Raw genomic sequence first — 15,083 nt, forward strand, 5'->3', positions numbered from 1 at the left:
GCGCGCCGTGGCGGGCGCGGTGCCGCGCGTGCGGCCCTTGCTGTCTTTGTTGCGCGTGCAACTTGAGCGCTACGCGCACGCCTACGATCTGCGCTGGATCGAGGACGAATCGAACGAGGACACGCGTTATGCGCGCAACGCGCTGCGTCACGACGTGACGCCCGCGCTTTCGGCGCATTTCCCTGGTTTTCGCGAGGCGCTCGCGCGTACGGCGGCGCACGCGGCGTCGGCGCAGCGTCTGCTCGACGACCTTGCGCGCATCGATCTGCGTGACGCCGCGCAGGCGGACGGCGACGCGTTATCGCACACGGCGCTCGTCGCGCTCGACGATGCGCGCGCGCTCAATCTGCTGCGCTACTGGATGCGCACACGCGGCATGCCGGCGGCGTCGACCGCGCGTATCGCCGACGCCTTGCGTCAGTTGCGCGAGATCGCGCTCAAGGGCGAGGGCGGCGATCACGCGTTGCGCGTCGATCACGCGGGCTTCACGCTGCGTTGTTATCGCGGACTCGTCAGTTGGGACGATGCGCGTGGCGAAAACTCATCAGATAGCGAGGAATCGATGGACGAGAGCAGCGCACGCGCGCCGGTGCAACTCGACTGGCGCGGCGAGGAAGTGTGGCGTTTGCCGTCGTGGCGCGGCAGCTTCGTGTTCGCGCCCGCGAACGCCGACGATCCCGATGCCGTTCCCGAAGCCGTGCTTCGGCAGACACCGCTCGTGGCGCGCGCGCGTTCGGGCGGCGAGCGTGTGCGCGACGAGGCGGCCAACGTGAGCCGCACGCTCAAGAATCTGTTTCAATCGCGCGGCGTGCCCGCATGGGAGCGCGACGTGCCGCTACTGTACGCGGGCGAGACGCTGTTGTTCGTGCCCCGCATCGGTGTGAACCGGTCGGCGTTCGGCGCATTCGAGGCCGACGCTGTCGATTCTGCGAACCCGAGCGTGCGCTGGCGCCGCATCGAGTGGCGCGAGGATCTGACGATCGCATGACCGGTTGGCGCGTGGTTGTCCCGCAGTTGTCCCGCGTGATGCGCCGGGCATCGCGGTCAAAGTTGCCGTTTCGCCGCAAATCCTTGCCACACAAGCCTTTTTCGGCTCCCGTCGGCCATTTTCGTCTTGTAATTTTGACCTCGATCGGGTAGGGTAACTCGTTTGTCCAGCCCGCTTTTTCGCGTTCACGGACGCCGTCAAAAGCGGCGCTCGCCGTGAAGGCGCGATTTTTCCTTCGAGCGGTTTCCATCCGACGGTTGCAAGGACGTCGTAGCGGTATGCGGGCGGAGCGCGCGGGTCAGCACGGCCACGCGGTTCCGAGGGCAAACTCCGCGTGTGCTGCACGCGCCGGAGCGCCGCCGCGGCCTCTATCCCGGGACACCCCCGGGCTCCCCGGCGGTGCCGATCCCGGCGCGCCAGCGCGGTAACATCTCCAGTTCAGAACGACAATGGCACTCATCGTACACAAATACGGCGGCACCTCGATGGGCTCGGTCGAGCGCATCAAGAACGTCGCCAAGCGCGTCGCCAAATGGCACAAGGCCGGCCACCAGATGGTCGTGGTGCCCTCGGCGATGTCCGGCGAAACCAATCGTCTGCTCGGCCTCGCGAAAGAGATTTCGGCGCAGCCTAGCCCGCGCGAGCTCGACATGATTGCGGCGACCGGCGAACAGGTGAGCGTCGGTCTGCTCTCGATCGCGCTGCAGGATGCGGGCGTGGACGCCATCAGCTACACCGGCTGGCAAGTGCCGGTCAAAACCGATAGCGCGTTCACCAAGGCGCGCATCAACGAGATCGACGACGAGCGCGTGAAGGCCGACCTCGACGCCGGCAAGGTGGTCGTGATCACGGGCTTCCAGGGCATCGATCCCGAAGGCCACATCACGACGCTCGGCCGCGGCGGCTCGGACACCTCGGCGGTCGCGGTCGCGGCCGCGCTGAAGGCCGACGAATGCCTGATCTACACGGACGTGGACGGCGTCTACACGACCGACCCGCGCGTGGTCGACGACGCTCGCCGCCTCGACCGCATCACGTTCGAAGAGATGCTGGAAATGGCCAGCCTCGGCTCCAAGGTGCTGCAGATCCGCTCGGTGGAATTCGCGGGCAAATATCAGGTGAAGACGCGTGTGCTCTCCAGCCTGACCGACCCGCTGATGAACCTCGACGAGGAAATGTCCTCGGGCACCCTGATCACCTTTGAAGAAGACGACACCATGGAAAAAGCAGTCATCTCGGGTATCGCGTTCCAGCGCGACGAGGCCCGCATCATCGTGATGGGCGTGCCCGACAAGCCGGGCATCGCGTATCAGATCCTCGGCCCGGTCGCCGACGCGAACATCGACGTCGACATGATCATCCAGAACCAGAGCGTGGACGGCAAGACCGACTTCACGTTCACGGTGCCGCGCGGCGACTATCAGCGCGCCATCGACGTGTTGAACAACACGGTCAAGGGTCACGTGAGCGCCGAGCAGGTGCTGGGCGACGCGAAGGTCTCGAAGGTTTCGGTCGTGGGCGTGGGCATGCGCTCGCACGTCGGCGTCGCGAGCAAGATGTTCCGCACGCTGTCGGAAGAGGGCATCAACATCCAGATGATCTCGACGTCGGAAATCAAGATCTCGGTGCTGATCGACGAGAAGTACATGGAGCTCGCCGTGCGCGCGCTGCACAAGGCGTTCGAGCTGGAACACGCGTAAATCGCGGATAGCGTGAGAGGAGTGTGACGGTCAGTTTGTTTTGAGATGCCCCTGCAAGCCCTTGTTTGTGCGCGGTTTGTGTGCCGCGTGTGTGCCGCTTGTGTGCTGCTCCTGTGCCCACTGCAGCCGCGCAGAAAAAAGTTTGCAAAAAAAGCGTCTTATGAATTGACCGGAGCGTTCTAACCCGCTATTATCTTGGCTTCGTTGCGCTGCCTCCCTGGCGCGAACGAAGTTTTCGGGAGACGTGGCCGAGAGGTCGAAGGCACTCCCCTGCTAAGGGAGCATCTGGGCCAAAACCTGGATCGAGGGTTCGAATCCCTCCGTCTCCGCCAGTAAAATGGCGGTGGAAACCCCGCAAGTCTCGGCTTGCGGGGTTTTTCTTTTTCCGCGCGAAAAATCGCTGCGCGCGAATTTCGCGATGCTTTTTGTTCGCGGCTTTTCCTGAATTTATCGTCGCGGTTTTTCTCGTTGGCATTCGCTCTCATCGAATGAATCTTTCAATTCGATTTTCATAATCAGGATGCCAAAATAAATCGTGCAAAAGTTTTTTCATTGTCGGCCGTTATTGCGTTCGTGCGTTTTTGAATCAGCGCCGAAGTCGATGCGCGCAAGCCGTTTCGCGAATGAGCAGCACGCTGCAGGCCTCGCCGATACGTTGTCGTAGACGGTGCTATTCTCGCGTCGCTGTTATGCGCACGCTTGCGTGCGTGGTTACCTGCGTTGTTGCGTTATTTCATCGCTCTGTAACCAGACGTAACTCCAGAGATCGCATCGTGCTTTTGTGCATCAGTTATTACAAAGTTGAAATACGCGGGCCGGGGTGCCTGCGCTATATTGGCTTCAACAAAACATCAACCCCAAAAGGTGAGTCCATGAAGTTCGCTCGTGTTGTTGCAATGCTGCTCGGGGGCTTGGCTATCGGTGCGTCGAGCGTGGCGATGGCTGGCGTGAGCGTCGGTGTCAACATCGGTATTCCGGCCCCGGTTTATGTCGCGCCCGCACCGGTCTATGCGCCGCCGCCTCCGCCGCCGGTCGTCTATCAGCCCGCGCCGGTTTATGCCGCGCCGGCCATCGTGATCGGCTGGCATGGCGATCGTTATTGGGACGGCCGCCGCTACTGGGGCCGCGACGACTGGTATCGCCATCACGGCGGCTACGGTCCTGGTGGTCCGCGCGGTCACTGGGATCGTGGCGGCCCGGATCACGGCGGCCCGCCGCCGGGACACTGGCACTAAGCCGCTATTCGGCCCATCGCGAGCGTGCATGACACGCGCGCGGGCCAAAAGAAAAAGCCGCCCTAGGGCGGCTTTTTTCATGCTGCTTCGATCGACGTTGCGCTCGACGTTGCGTTCGGCCTGGCGTTTGGCGTGGCGTTCAACGTTTCGATCGACACGCGGTTGCATGCGCAACGAAGCGCACGCAAGCGCGCATCGGCTTACTCGCCGAGATTCGCCATCCCGCCGACGACCGCGTTGAAGCCCGCATCGACGTGAACGATTTCCGCGGTCACGCCGCCCGCCAGATCGGAGAGCAGGAACGCGGCCGTATTGCCGACCTGTTCGATCGTCACGTTGCGTTGCAGCGGCGCGTTGTGTTCGACGAAGTCGAGGATCTTGCCGAAGCTCTTGATGCCGCTTGCCGCGAGCGTCTTGATCGGGCCCGCCGAAATGCCGTTCACGCGCACGCCCTTCGCGCCGAGCGACACCGCGAGGTAACGCACGCTCGCTTCGAGCGAAGCCTTCGCGAGACCCATCGTGTTGTAGTTCGGGATCGCGCGTTCGGCGCCGAGGTAGGTGAGGGTGAGCAGCGCGGCGTTATCGGCGAGCATCGGCTGCGCGGCTTTCGCGAGCGCCGGGAAGCTGTAGGCCGAGATGTCATGCGCGATGCGGAAATTCTCACGCGTCATGCCGTCGAGGAAGTCGCCCGCGATGGCTTCGCGCGGCGCGAAACCGATCGAGTGCACGAGGCCGTCGAGCGTGTCCCAATGCTGCTTGAGGTCGGTGAAGAGGGCGTCGATCTGCGCGTCGTCGGCGACATCGCAGGGGAACACGAGATTGCTGCCGAATTCCTGCGCGAATTCCGTGATGCGGTCCTTGAAGCGCTCGCCGACATAGGTGAACGCGAGTTCCGCGCCTTCGCGCTTGCAGGCCTGCGCGATGCCATAAGCGATCGAGCGGTTCGACAGCAGACCGGTCAACAGGATGCGTTTGCCAGCGAGGAAGCCCATGAATTCTCCTAAATCAGGTCAATGCGACGGGCGCTGGACGAGGCGGCGCCGCGCGGTTTGGGTAGAATTCTCTCACACTTGACTTGGCACCCCGGACGACCCCTTTTCTATGACGACAGGTACGCGAGGCAGGCAAACGCGCGCGGCGCGTGAGGCAAATCATCCTGCCTGGGGGCGCGCTTTGCGGCGCAGGCTGGCGACGGCGGGCGCGATGCTGGCGCTGTGTTTCGCGGCCATGCCGCAGGCGCACGCGGTCTATGCGATCGCCCAGTACGGCGAGCCGAAGTATCCGGCCGACTTCAAGCACTTCGACTATGTGAATCCTGACGCGCCCAAAGGCGGCACGCTCGTGCTCGCGAATCCCGACCGCCTGACGAGCTTCGACAAATTCAATCCCTTCACGCTGCGCGGCAACTCGGCGCCGGGTCTGGGGATGCTGTTCGAAAGTCTCACGACGGGCAGCATGGACGAAGTCGCGTCCGCCTACGGCCTGCTCGCCGACGACATCCGCATCGCGCCCGACCGTCTCTCGGTGACCTTCCATCTGAATCCGCGCGCGCATTTCTCGAACGGCGACCCCGTCACCGCCGACGACGTGAAGTTCTCGCTCGACACGCTCAAGAGCCGCAAGGCCGCGCCGTCGATGCAGGCGTATTTCAGCGACATCACGCGTGCAGTCGTAGTCGATGCGGCGACTATCCGCTTCGAGTTCCGCACCAACAACCGCGAGTTGCCGTTTATCGCGGGCGGCATGCCGGTGTTTTCGCACAAGTGGGGGCTGCGTCCCGATGGCAGCCGCATCGCCTTCGACCAGATCGCGTTCGAGCAGCCGATCGGCAGCGGCCCGTATCTGATCGACCGCTACTCGAACGGCCGCACGATCACGTACCGTCGCAATCCGAATTACTGGGGCAAGGATTTGCCCGTGCGCGTGGGGCAGAACAACTTCGAGCAGATCGTCTACAAGCTCTATTCCGACGATGTCGCGCGTCTCGAAGCCTTCAAGGCGGGCGAGTACGACACGCTCGTCGAATACGTCGCGCGCAACTGGGTGCGCCGCGACGTCGGCAAGAAGTTCGACAGCGGCGAGCTGATCAAGCGCGAGTTCCCGCAGCACAACGGCACCGGCATGCAGGGCTACGTGATCAACCTGCGCAAGCCGATGTTCCAGGACGCGCGCGTGCGCCAGGCGCTCGATCTCGCGCTCGATTTCCAGTGGCTCAACCGCATGCTGTTCTATAGCCAGTACAAGCGCATCGACAGCTGGTTCGTGAACACCGATCTGCAGGCGAAGGGCCTGCCGTCGCCGGGCGAACTCGCGCTGCTCGATCCGTGGCGCAAGCAGCTCGACCCGGCCGTGTTCGGTGCGCCGCCCGCGCAGCCGAATACCGATCCGCCCGGCTCGCTGCGCGCGAATCTGCTCAAGGCGCGCGCGCTGCTCGCGCAGGCGGGCTGGACCTATCGCGACGGCGCGCTGCGCAACGCGCAAGGTCAGCCCTTCGTGTTCGAGGTGCTCGACGATACGGCCGCTTCCGCGCAATGGGCGCCGATCATGGCGCAGTACACGCAGGCGCTCGCGCGGCTCGGCATCCGCATCAATTATCGGTCGGTGGATTTCGCGCTCTATCAAAAGCGTCTCGACGACTTCGACTTCGACATCACGACGATCCGCTTTCCCGACGTGCAGGTGCCGGGCGCCGAGCAGATCGACCGCTTCGGCAGCAAGGCCGCGGGCGAACCGGGTTCGGGCAATCTGATCGGGCTGAAGTCGCCGGCCGTCGACGCGATCCTGAAGGCGATGTCGCAGGCGCAGACGCGCGAGCAACTGCTCGACGCCACGCACGCGCTCGACCGGGTGCTGATGCACGGCTACTATGTGGTCCCGCAGTGGTATAGCGCGACGCACCGCGTGGCCTACAAGAACACGCTCGCGTATCCGTCGAAGCTGCCGCTGTACTATGGCGCGACCGACTGGATCATCTCGACGTGGTGGCTCAAATCGCTGGCGCAAACGCCGTCTCAAGCGCCGGCTCAAGCGCAACCGCAGCACTGATCTTCTTCGAAGCGAGCACAGAATCATGTGGAGCTACATCGTCAAACGCCTGCTGCTGATGATCCCGACGCTGCTCGGCGTGCTCACGCTGACCTTCGCCGTGATCCAGTTCGTGCCGGGCGGTCCCGTCGAACAGGCCGTGCGCGATCTGCGCCGCGGCGCGGAGCAGGGCATGCCCTTCGGCATGCGCACGCACTCGGGCGTGGACGCGCAGCAGATCGCGCAACTCAAGCAACTCTACGGCTTCGACAAGCCGCCGCTGCAACGTTATTTCCTGATGCTCGGCCGCTTTGCGCGCTTCGATCTCGGGCAGAGCTACTTCCATCATCAGAGCGTATGGAAGCTGATCATTTCGAAGCTGCCGGTGTCGATCAGCATCGGCTTGTGGACGTTCTTTCTCACGTATCTGATATCGGTGCCGTTGGGCATCGCGAAGGCGGTGCGCAACGGCTCGCGCTTCGATCTCATCACGAGTCTGATCGTGCTGATCGGCTATGCGATTCCGGGCTTCGTGCTGGGCGTGCTGCTGCTCGTGCTGTTCGGCGGCGGCACCTTCCTGCAACTCTTCCCGCTGCGCAATCTCACCTCTGACGACTGGGACACGCTCTCGCTCGGCGGCAAGATTCTCGATTACCTCTGGCATATCGCGCTGCCGGTGACGGCTTCGGTGGTCGGCAGCTTCGCCGTCACGACGATGCTCACGAAGAACGCGTTCCTCGAAGAGATTCGCCGCCAGTACGTGCTGACCGCGCGCGCGAAGGGTCTGTCCGAGCGCACGGTGCTCTGGAAGCACGTGTTCCGCAACGCCTTGCTGCCGCTCGTGGTGGGTTTTCCGGCCGCGTTTATCGGCGCATTCTTCACGGGCAGTCTGCTGATCGAAACGCTGTTTTCGCTCGACGGTCTCGGCCTGCTTTCGTATGAATCGGTGGTGCGGCGCGACTATCCGGTCGTGCTCGGCACGCTGTACCTCTTCACGCTGATCGGACTGCTGACCAAGCTGATTTCCGATCTCTGTTATGTGTGGGTCGATCCCCGCATCCAATTCGAACAACTGGAGCGCTGAGTTGAACCGAGTCCGCACCGGCGCCGAACCCGAACAGCGCACCGAGAGCGTGCGCGCCTTCAAGTCGCCCACGCCCGCGCGGCGCGTCTGGCTGCGTTTCAAGCAGCAGCGCCTGGGCTACTGGAGCCTGATTATCTTTATCGTGGCGTTCGCGGCGAGCCTCGCGGGGCCGCTCTGGTGCAACGACAAGCCGATCGTCGTGCGCTACGAAGGGCATCTGTATTTCCCGCTGTTCAAGGACTACCCGGAGACCGCGTTCGGCGGCGATTTCCCGACGCCCGCCGACTATCTCGATCCCTACGTGCGCCAGCGCTTCGACGCGCCGGGCAACTTCGCGCTTTATCCGCCGAACCCGTACTACTACGACACGCTCAACTATTTCTCGAAGGTGCCGAACCCCGCGCCGCCGTCGCGGCAGAACTGGCTCGGCACCGACGCGAGCGGACGCGACCTGTTCGCGCGGCTCTTGTACGGCTTCAAGGTGTCGGTGCAATTCGCGCTCGTGCTCACGGCCATCGGCACCTTGCTCGGCGTGCTGGCGGGCGCGGTGCAGGGCTATTTCGGCGGGCGCGTCGACATCGTCGGGCAGCGCCTGATCGAGATATGGAGCGCGATGCCCGAGCTGTATTTGCTGATCATCTTCGCGTCGATCTTCGAGCCGGGTTTCATCCTGCTGATCGTGCTGCTGTCGCTGTTCGGCTGGATCGGCTTGTCCGATTACGTGCGCGCCGAATTCCTGCGCAACCGCAATCAGGACTACGTGCTCGCCGCGCGCGCGATGGGTTTGTCGAACTGGCAGATCATCTGGCGCCATGTGCTGCCCAACAGCCTCACGCCCGTCATCACGTTTCTGCCGTTTCGCATGAGCGGGTCGATTCTCGCGCTCACGAGCCTCGACTTTCTGGGCCTCGGCGTGCCGCCGCCCACGCCGAGCCTCGGCGAACTGCTCGCGCAGGGCAAGGGCAATCTCGACGCCTGGTGGATTTCGATGTCGACGTTCGGCGTGCTCGTGGTCACGCTGCTCTTGCTCACCTTCATGGGCGACGCGCTGCGCAACGCGCTCGACACGCGCATCTCCGACGCGATGAAAGCCGGAGGCAACCAGTGAGCGCCATGCCTCAAGACATCCCCGCGCCGCTGCTTTCGATCGAGCATCTGAGCGTGCGTTTCGGCGACACGCTCGCAGTCGACGACATCGCGCTCGCGATCGGACGCGGCGAGCGCGTGGCGCTGGTCGGCGAATCGGGTTCGGGCAAGACGGTGACGGCGCTCGCGATCCTGCGCCTGCTGAGCGACGCGCAGATCGGCGGCACGATTCGCTTCGACGGCGAAGACCTCGTCACGAAAAGCGAGCGCGACATGCGCGGCCTGCGCGGCAACGACATCGCGATGATCTTTCAGGAGCCGATGACGGCGCTCAATCCGCTCTATACGATTGGCGAGCAGATCGCGGAAACCATCGTGCTGCACGATGGCGTGTCGAAGAAGGAAGCCTACGAACAGGCCGTGGGGCTGCTGGAGCGCACGGGCATTCCCGAGCCGCGCCGGCGCCTGTTCAACTATCCGCATCAGCTCTCGGGTGGGCAGCGTCAGCGCGTGATGATCGCGATGGCGCTCGCGTGCCGTCCGCGTCTGCTGCTGGCGGACGAGCCCACCACGGCGCTCGACGTGACCATCCGCGGTCAGATCGTCGATCTGCTGCTCGAATTGCAGCGCGAGGAAGCTGCGCGCCGCGGCATGTCGGTGCTGCTGATCACGCACGACCTGAACCTCGTGCGCCGCTTCGCGCAGCGCGTGGCGGTGATGGAAAAGGGCAAGCTCGTGGAAACGGGCACCGTCGAGCAGATTTTCGGGTCGCCGCAGCATCCCTACACGCAGCGCCTGATCGCGAGCCGGCCCGAGCGCAACGTGTTGCCCGTCTTGCCGATCGCACCGGTGCTGCTGGAAGCGAAACAGGTGAGCGTCGATTTCGCCACGAAGCTGCCCGGTTTCAAGGGCTGGTTCGAGCGCGGCCGCTTTCGCGCCGTGAACGACGCGAGCGTGTCGGTGCGGCAGGGCGAGACTCTGGGCATCGTCGGCGAATCGGGGTCGGGCAAGTCGACGCTCGCCATGGCGATGCTGGGTCTGCAACGCACGGCGGCGGGCGCAGTCGAATTCCAGGGGCGCTCGATCGCGAGCTATCAGGGTCGGGACAAGCTCGGCTTGCGCTCGCATCTGCAGGTGGTCTTTCAGGATCCGTTCAGTTCGCTTTCTCCGCGACAGACCGTCGAGCGCATCGTGGGGGAGGGGCTCGCGCTGCATCGCGCCGATCTTTCCGCGGAGGAGCGGCGCAAGCGCATCGTGGGCGTGCTGCGCGAGGTGGGGCTCGACCGCACGGCGCTGCAACGCTATCCGCACGAGTTTTCCGGCGGCCAGCGCCAGCGCATCGCGATTGCGCGCACGCTGGTGCTGGAGCCGCGCGTGATCGTGCTCGACGAACCGACCAGCGCGCTCGACGTCTCGATCCAGCAGCAGGTGCTGCGTTTGTTGACCGAACTGCAACGCAAGTACAACCTGGGCTATGTGTTCATCAGCCACGATCTGGAAGTGATCGGGGCGATGGCGCACCGCGTCGCGGTGATGCAAAACGGGGCCATTGTCGAGTCGGGAGATGTAACAAAAATCTTTGACGACCCCATTCACCCTTACACGCGAAAGCTGCTGAAAGCCGCCTTTGATCGCTGAACGATCGCGGAACTTTAGGGGGAATATTGGTGAAATTCACCAATGAGGTGCGCATCGCGATTGTATTTTTCTATAAGTTTTGACACACAAATACTTACTGGCTAGTATCGTCCAAACTTTTCTTCTAACTCCCTGATTTACGGGCAATTTCTACCGACCCATGCAGCACCGATACTTGACCCAGGCTTGCACGCGCGTCGTCGCCGGGATGTTCATCGGCGTCCTGATGGCAGCAGCTCCCGGCGCGTTCGCCGACGAAGCTAGCAGCTTTAACCAGAATGTCTCATTTTCGCCGAGCAATTCGGCGAATGCACAGTCGCTCCCCGCCGTTCAAAACGCCACCCAAACCGCATCGCAGGCTGCTCCGGCCCCGTCCGAAGGCGGCGCGAAGTCGTTCCTTTCCGGCATGGCCGGCAAGGCCGGCGACGTGGTGGTCGGCGCGCTGAACATGATCGGCGTGCGTTACCGCTGGGGCGGCAACACGCCGGATTCGGGGCTCGATTGCAGCGGCTTCGTGCGCTACGTGTTCCAGGACACGCTGGGCCTGAACCTGCCGCGCCGCGCTGAAGAAATGAGCCGCGTCGGCGAGAAGGTGAGCATGAGCAACCTCAAGCCGGGCGACCTCGTGTTCTTCAACACGATGCGCCGTACGTTCTCGCACGTGGGCATCTATATCGGCGACAACAAGTTCGTGCACTCGCCGTCCACCGGCAGCACGATCCGCGTCGACGATCTGGACGACGGCTACTGGGAAAAGCGTTTCACGGGCGCACGCCGCGTCGAAACGTCGTTCACGCCGGATCAGGCGCAGAGCCTCAAGCAGCGCGTGAGCGCGCAGTTCGACGGCAGCGGCAACTAAAGTATTGCAGTAGGGGTCTGCCGGTCCGCCAAGGCGGCATCGGCGCAAAAAAAGCCTGCTTCACGCGAAGCAGGCTTTTTTGCGTCTGGGCTCCGTATCGGGGCCACATCGTGGCGCCCGTTCGCGCCGCGCTCAGGCTGCGCGGGCCGCCGCGAGCTTGCGTTCGATCTCCGCCGCCGCGCGCGCACCGGCTTCCTCGCCCGCGAGAATCGCGGCGTTGCGCTGCGTGAAGTCGCTGCTCGACATCGCGTTGAGGCTCGGACGGATCACGACGTCGGCGTACTTTTCAAGCTCGTAGGTCTTGATCGACTGGCCCATGATCGTGAAGGTCTGCATCAGCACGTCGAACTGGCTCAGCGTCGAAGCCGTCTCCGGGCGCGCCGAGATATCGACGGCGATCACGAAATCGGCGCCCATCTTTTTCGCGAACGAGGCCGGCACCGGGCTCACGAGGCCGCCGTCGACGTATTCGTGGCCGCCGATCTTCACCGGCTCGAAAATCGACGGAATGCTGCACGACGCGCGCACCGCGATGCCGGTATTGCCGCGCTGGAACAGGATCGGCTGGCCGGTTTGCAGGTCGGTGGAGACCACGCCGAGCGGCTTGGCCATCTTCTCGATCGGCCGGTCGTGCAGCGTGGTGTTCAGGAAGTTCTGCAGCGCGACGCCTTGCAGGATGCCGCGCGTGCGGAACGGCATGGCCCAGTCGCTGATCGAGGCTTCGTCCATCGTCAGCGCGAGTTTGTTGAGCGCGAAACCGTTCATGCCCGACGCATAGAGCGCGGCGACGACCGAGCCCGCGCTCGTGCCGGTGATCAGATCGACCTGGATGTTGCGCGCCTCGAGCGCCTTGATCACGCCGATGTGCGCGAAGCCGCGTGCAGCGCCGCCGCCGAGCGCGAGGCCCACACGGACCGGGCGCGGATTGCGCGCGACGGGCGGCGGGGCGATCGGCGGCTTGTTCTGCGGCGCCTGCGTGCCTGCGGTCGTGCAGGCGGCGAGGACGGAGGAGGCGGCCGCGAGCGAGAAGTGGCGGCGGCTCAGTGACAGCGAGGCGGACGGCGGCGCGGACTGTGTTTGATCGAGATCGTCGAGATCGTTGTGCTGGTCAGGCTTCGAACGGGACTTCAAGCAATTTCTCCAGGCGGCGCGGGCAAGGACGTCGAGCGTGTGGCGTGCGCGCCGCATTTTTTCTCTCGGACCGCGGCTGCGGACCGGGCGGAACTGGCGAGGAGGCCAGCGCGCCGACATGATAAGGCAAAGCGGTACGCGCTTACGCTTCGTGCTTGTAACGTGGCGTGACGCGCGGCCGCGCGCGTCACCGATTGCCGGACGGGCGCCGTCCGCGCCCACTGCCGCCAAGGCCGAAGCCGTCTGCGGCGGGTATAATCCCGTCTCTAATTTTCCCGGTTTTCGTTCGCGTGAGCGCCGGGCGCCGCCGGGCTTTTCACGAGCCCGCCGCGCCGCCACGGCCCGCGCCGCGACCCTTCGCCGAGCGCCGCCGACAGAACGCGCCCGCGACGTTGTCCGCCTTGCGCGCAACGCCGCCGCGCCTTCCGTTCGCCGGCCGGCATCGTCCTCGAGTATTCGCCCATGACCACGACTCCCGTCCGTACCCGTTTCGCGCCGAGCCCGACCGGCTTCATCCACCTCGGCAACATCCGCTCCGCGCTCTATCCGTGGGCTTTCGCGCGCCGCAACGAGGGCGTCTTCGTGCTGCGGATCGAGGACACCGACGTCGAGCGCTCGACGTCCGAATCGGTCGACGCGATCCTTGAAGGCATGCAGTGGCTCGGCCTCGATTTCGACGAAGGCCCGTTCTACCAGATGCAGCGCATGGACCGTTATCGCGAAGTGCTTGCGCAGATGCAGCAGCAGGGCCTCGTGTACCCGTGCTACATGTCGACGGAAGAACTCGATGCGCTGCGCGAGCGTCAGCGCGCCGCTGGCGAGAAGCCGCGCTACGACGGCACGTGGCGCCCGGAGCCGGGCAAGGTGCTGCCGACGCCGCCGGAAGGCGTGCAGCCCGTGCTGCGCTTCCGTAACCCGCTCACGGGCGTGGTCGCATGGGACGACGCCGTGAAGGGCCGCGTGGAAATCTCGAACGAAGAACTCGACGACCTCGTGATCGCGCGCCCGGACGGCACGCCGACCTACAACTTCTGCGTGGTCGTCGACGACCTCGACATGAAGATCACGCACGTGATCCGCGGCGATGACCACGTGAACAACACGCCGCGTCAGATCAACATTCTGCGCGCGCTGGGCGCCGAGCCGCCCGTCTACGCCCACCTGCCGACCGTGCTGAACGAGCAGGGCGAGAAGATGAGCAAGCGCCACGGCGCGATGAGCGTGATGGGCTATCGCGATGCCGGTTATCTGCCGGAAGCGGTGCTGAACTATCTCGCGCGCCTCGGCTGGTCGCATGGCGACGCGGAAGTGTTCACGTGCGAGCAGTTCGTCGAGTGGTTCGACCTGGAGCACCTCGGCAAGTCGCCGGCGCAGTACGACCACAACAAGCTCAACTGGCTCAACAACCACTACCTGAAGGAAGTCGACAACGCGCGCCTCGCCGAGCTCTCCAAGCCGTTCTTCGCGGCGCTCGGCGTGGACGAGGCGGCTCTCGCGAAGGGCCCGGCGCTCGACGGCGTGGTCGCGCTGTTCAAGGATCGCGCGAACACGATCAAGGAAATCGCCGAAAGCGCGATGATGTTCTATCGCGAACCGCAGCCGGAAGCGGACGCGCTCGCGCAGCACGTGACCGACGCGGTGCGCCCGGCGCTCGCCGATCTCGCCGTCGCGCTCAAGGGCGCGGAGTGGACCAAGGAGGCGATCTCGGCGGCGTTCAAGGCCACGCTCGCGACGCACAAGCTCAAGATGCCGCAGCTCGCGATGCCGGTGCGCCTGTTCGTTGCGGGCACCACGCATACGCCCGCGATCGACGCCGTGCTCACGCAGTTTGGCCGCGATGTCGTAGTGAGCCGCATCGAACAAGGACTCGCGAAGGGCGCGTAAGCGCGTCTTGAGCGCTTCGCATGGATGCGCAAAAGCCGGGGCGTGAACTTTTTTTGAAGTTTTTTCGCTCTGGCACTAGCGCGATGCCAAGAGTTCTTGTAGTATTCGGGCTCCGTTGAATACGGAGCGCGAAACAGCAGCAAGTTTCACGCAGAGAGTGGCTGAATCGAGCAACGATGTTTCTCTGAAACACCGAAGCGATGAAAAAAAGATTCAAAAAGCTCTTGACGAAAGCGAAAATGATGTTTAAAATCTCGCTTCTGTTCTGCAAGGGGGTATAGCTCAGCTGGGAGAGCGCTTGCATGGCATGCAAGAGGTCAGCGGTTCGATCCCGCTTACCTCCACCATCAGAACAGGTTGTTTCCCAGTCGTAGTAAAGCTGGTGATTCGCAGGAATAGCTGTACAGTGTAGTAAGGCATTATCTGAAAAGATCATGTCCCCTTCGTCTAGAGG

At 63.9% G+C, this 15,083-nt stretch carries 11 protein-coding genes and 2 tRNA genes; 11 read left to right on the forward strand and 2 right to left on the reverse strand.

Going from position 1 to position 15,083, the window contains the following annotated elements:
* From tilS to LDO54_RS34310, 4 genes are all read left to right on the forward strand, one after another.
* A partial coding sequence (gene tilS, locus LDO54_RS34295) for a tRNA lysidine(34) synthetase TilS (protein ID WP_224016738.1) occupies positions 1–988 on the forward strand: 988 nt, incomplete at its 5' end.
* A 449-nt stretch (positions 989–1,437) separates the two neighbouring features.
* Positions 1,438–2,688: an aspartate kinase gene (locus LDO54_RS34300; protein WP_224016739.1), complete on the forward strand. Its 1,251-nt coding sequence runs from the start codon at positions 1,438–1,440 to the stop codon at positions 2,686–2,688.
* A gap of 238 nt (positions 2,689–2,926) precedes the next feature.
* Positions 2,927–3,020: transfer RNA gene (locus tag LDO54_RS34305), tRNA-Ser, on the forward strand.
* Between the two features lie 540 nt (positions 3,021–3,560).
* Entirely contained in the window at positions 3,561–3,923 is a 363-nt protein-coding gene (locus LDO54_RS34310) for a hypothetical protein (protein WP_224016741.1), read from the forward strand.
* Between the two features lie 200 nt (positions 3,924–4,123).
* Here LDO54_RS34310 and fabI read toward each other — a convergent pair whose 3' ends face one another.
* Positions 4,124–4,915 carry an enoyl-ACP reductase FabI gene (gene fabI / locus LDO54_RS34315; RefSeq protein WP_224016743.1) on the reverse strand — a complete coding sequence of 264 codons (792 nt, stop codon included), beginning with the start codon at positions 4,913–4,915 and terminating at the stop codon, positions 4,124–4,126.
* 109 nt (positions 4,916–5,024) lie between these two features.
* Between fabI and LDO54_RS34320 the strand changes: the two genes are divergently transcribed.
* The 5 genes from LDO54_RS34320 to LDO54_RS34340 all read left to right on the forward strand — a co-directional run bounded on the left by LDO54_RS34320 (position 5,025) and on the right by LDO54_RS34340 (position 11,614).
* A complete protein-coding gene (locus LDO54_RS34320; protein ID WP_224016745.1) occupies positions 5,025–6,968 on the forward strand; it encodes an extracellular solute-binding protein in 1,944 nt (647 codons plus the stop codon).
* Positions 6,969–6,993: 25 nt separating this feature from the next.
* A complete protein-coding gene (locus LDO54_RS34325; protein WP_224016748.1) occupies positions 6,994–8,031 on the forward strand; it encodes a microcin C ABC transporter permease YejB in 1,038 nt (345 codons plus the stop codon).
* 1 nt (position 8,032) lies between these two features.
* Positions 8,033–9,139, forward strand: coding sequence for an ABC transporter permease (locus LDO54_RS34330; RefSeq protein ID WP_224016750.1), 1,107 nt, complete (start codon positions 8,033–8,035; stop codon positions 9,137–9,139).
* Between the two features lie 5 nt (positions 9,140–9,144).
* Positions 9,145–10,755 (forward strand): ABC transporter ATP-binding protein, encoded by a 1,611-nt coding sequence (locus LDO54_RS34335; protein ID WP_224016752.1) that lies wholly within the window; start codon positions 9,145–9,147, stop codon positions 10,753–10,755.
* 160 nt (positions 10,756–10,915) lie between these two features.
* A complete protein-coding gene (locus LDO54_RS34340; RefSeq protein ID WP_224016754.1) occupies positions 10,916–11,614 on the forward strand; it encodes a C40 family peptidase in 699 nt (232 codons plus the stop codon).
* A gap of 132 nt (positions 11,615–11,746) precedes the next feature.
* On the opposite strand, the gene LDO54_RS34345 is transcribed toward LDO54_RS34340, so the two are convergent.
* Positions 11,747–12,664 (reverse strand): patatin-like phospholipase family protein, encoded by a 918-nt coding sequence (locus tag LDO54_RS34345; RefSeq protein WP_224016820.1) that lies wholly within the window; start codon positions 12,662–12,664, stop codon positions 11,747–11,749.
* Positions 12,665–13,207: 543 nt separating this feature from the next.
* Here LDO54_RS34345 and gltX point away from each other — a divergent pair.
* Positions 13,208–14,629, forward strand: coding sequence for a glutamate--tRNA ligase (gene gltX / locus LDO54_RS34350; RefSeq protein WP_224016756.1), 1,422 nt, complete (start codon positions 13,208–13,210; stop codon positions 14,627–14,629).
* 271 nt (positions 14,630–14,900) lie between these two features.
* A tRNA-Ala gene (locus LDO54_RS34355) sits at positions 14,901–14,976 on the forward strand.
* Positions 14,977–15,083 lie beyond the last annotated feature (107 nt).

The sequence above is a fragment of the Paraburkholderia tropica genome (genome assembly GCF_914484835.1).
In the GTDB taxonomy this organism is placed as follows: Bacteria; Pseudomonadota; Gammaproteobacteria; order Burkholderiales; family Burkholderiaceae; genus Paraburkholderia; species Paraburkholderia tropica_A.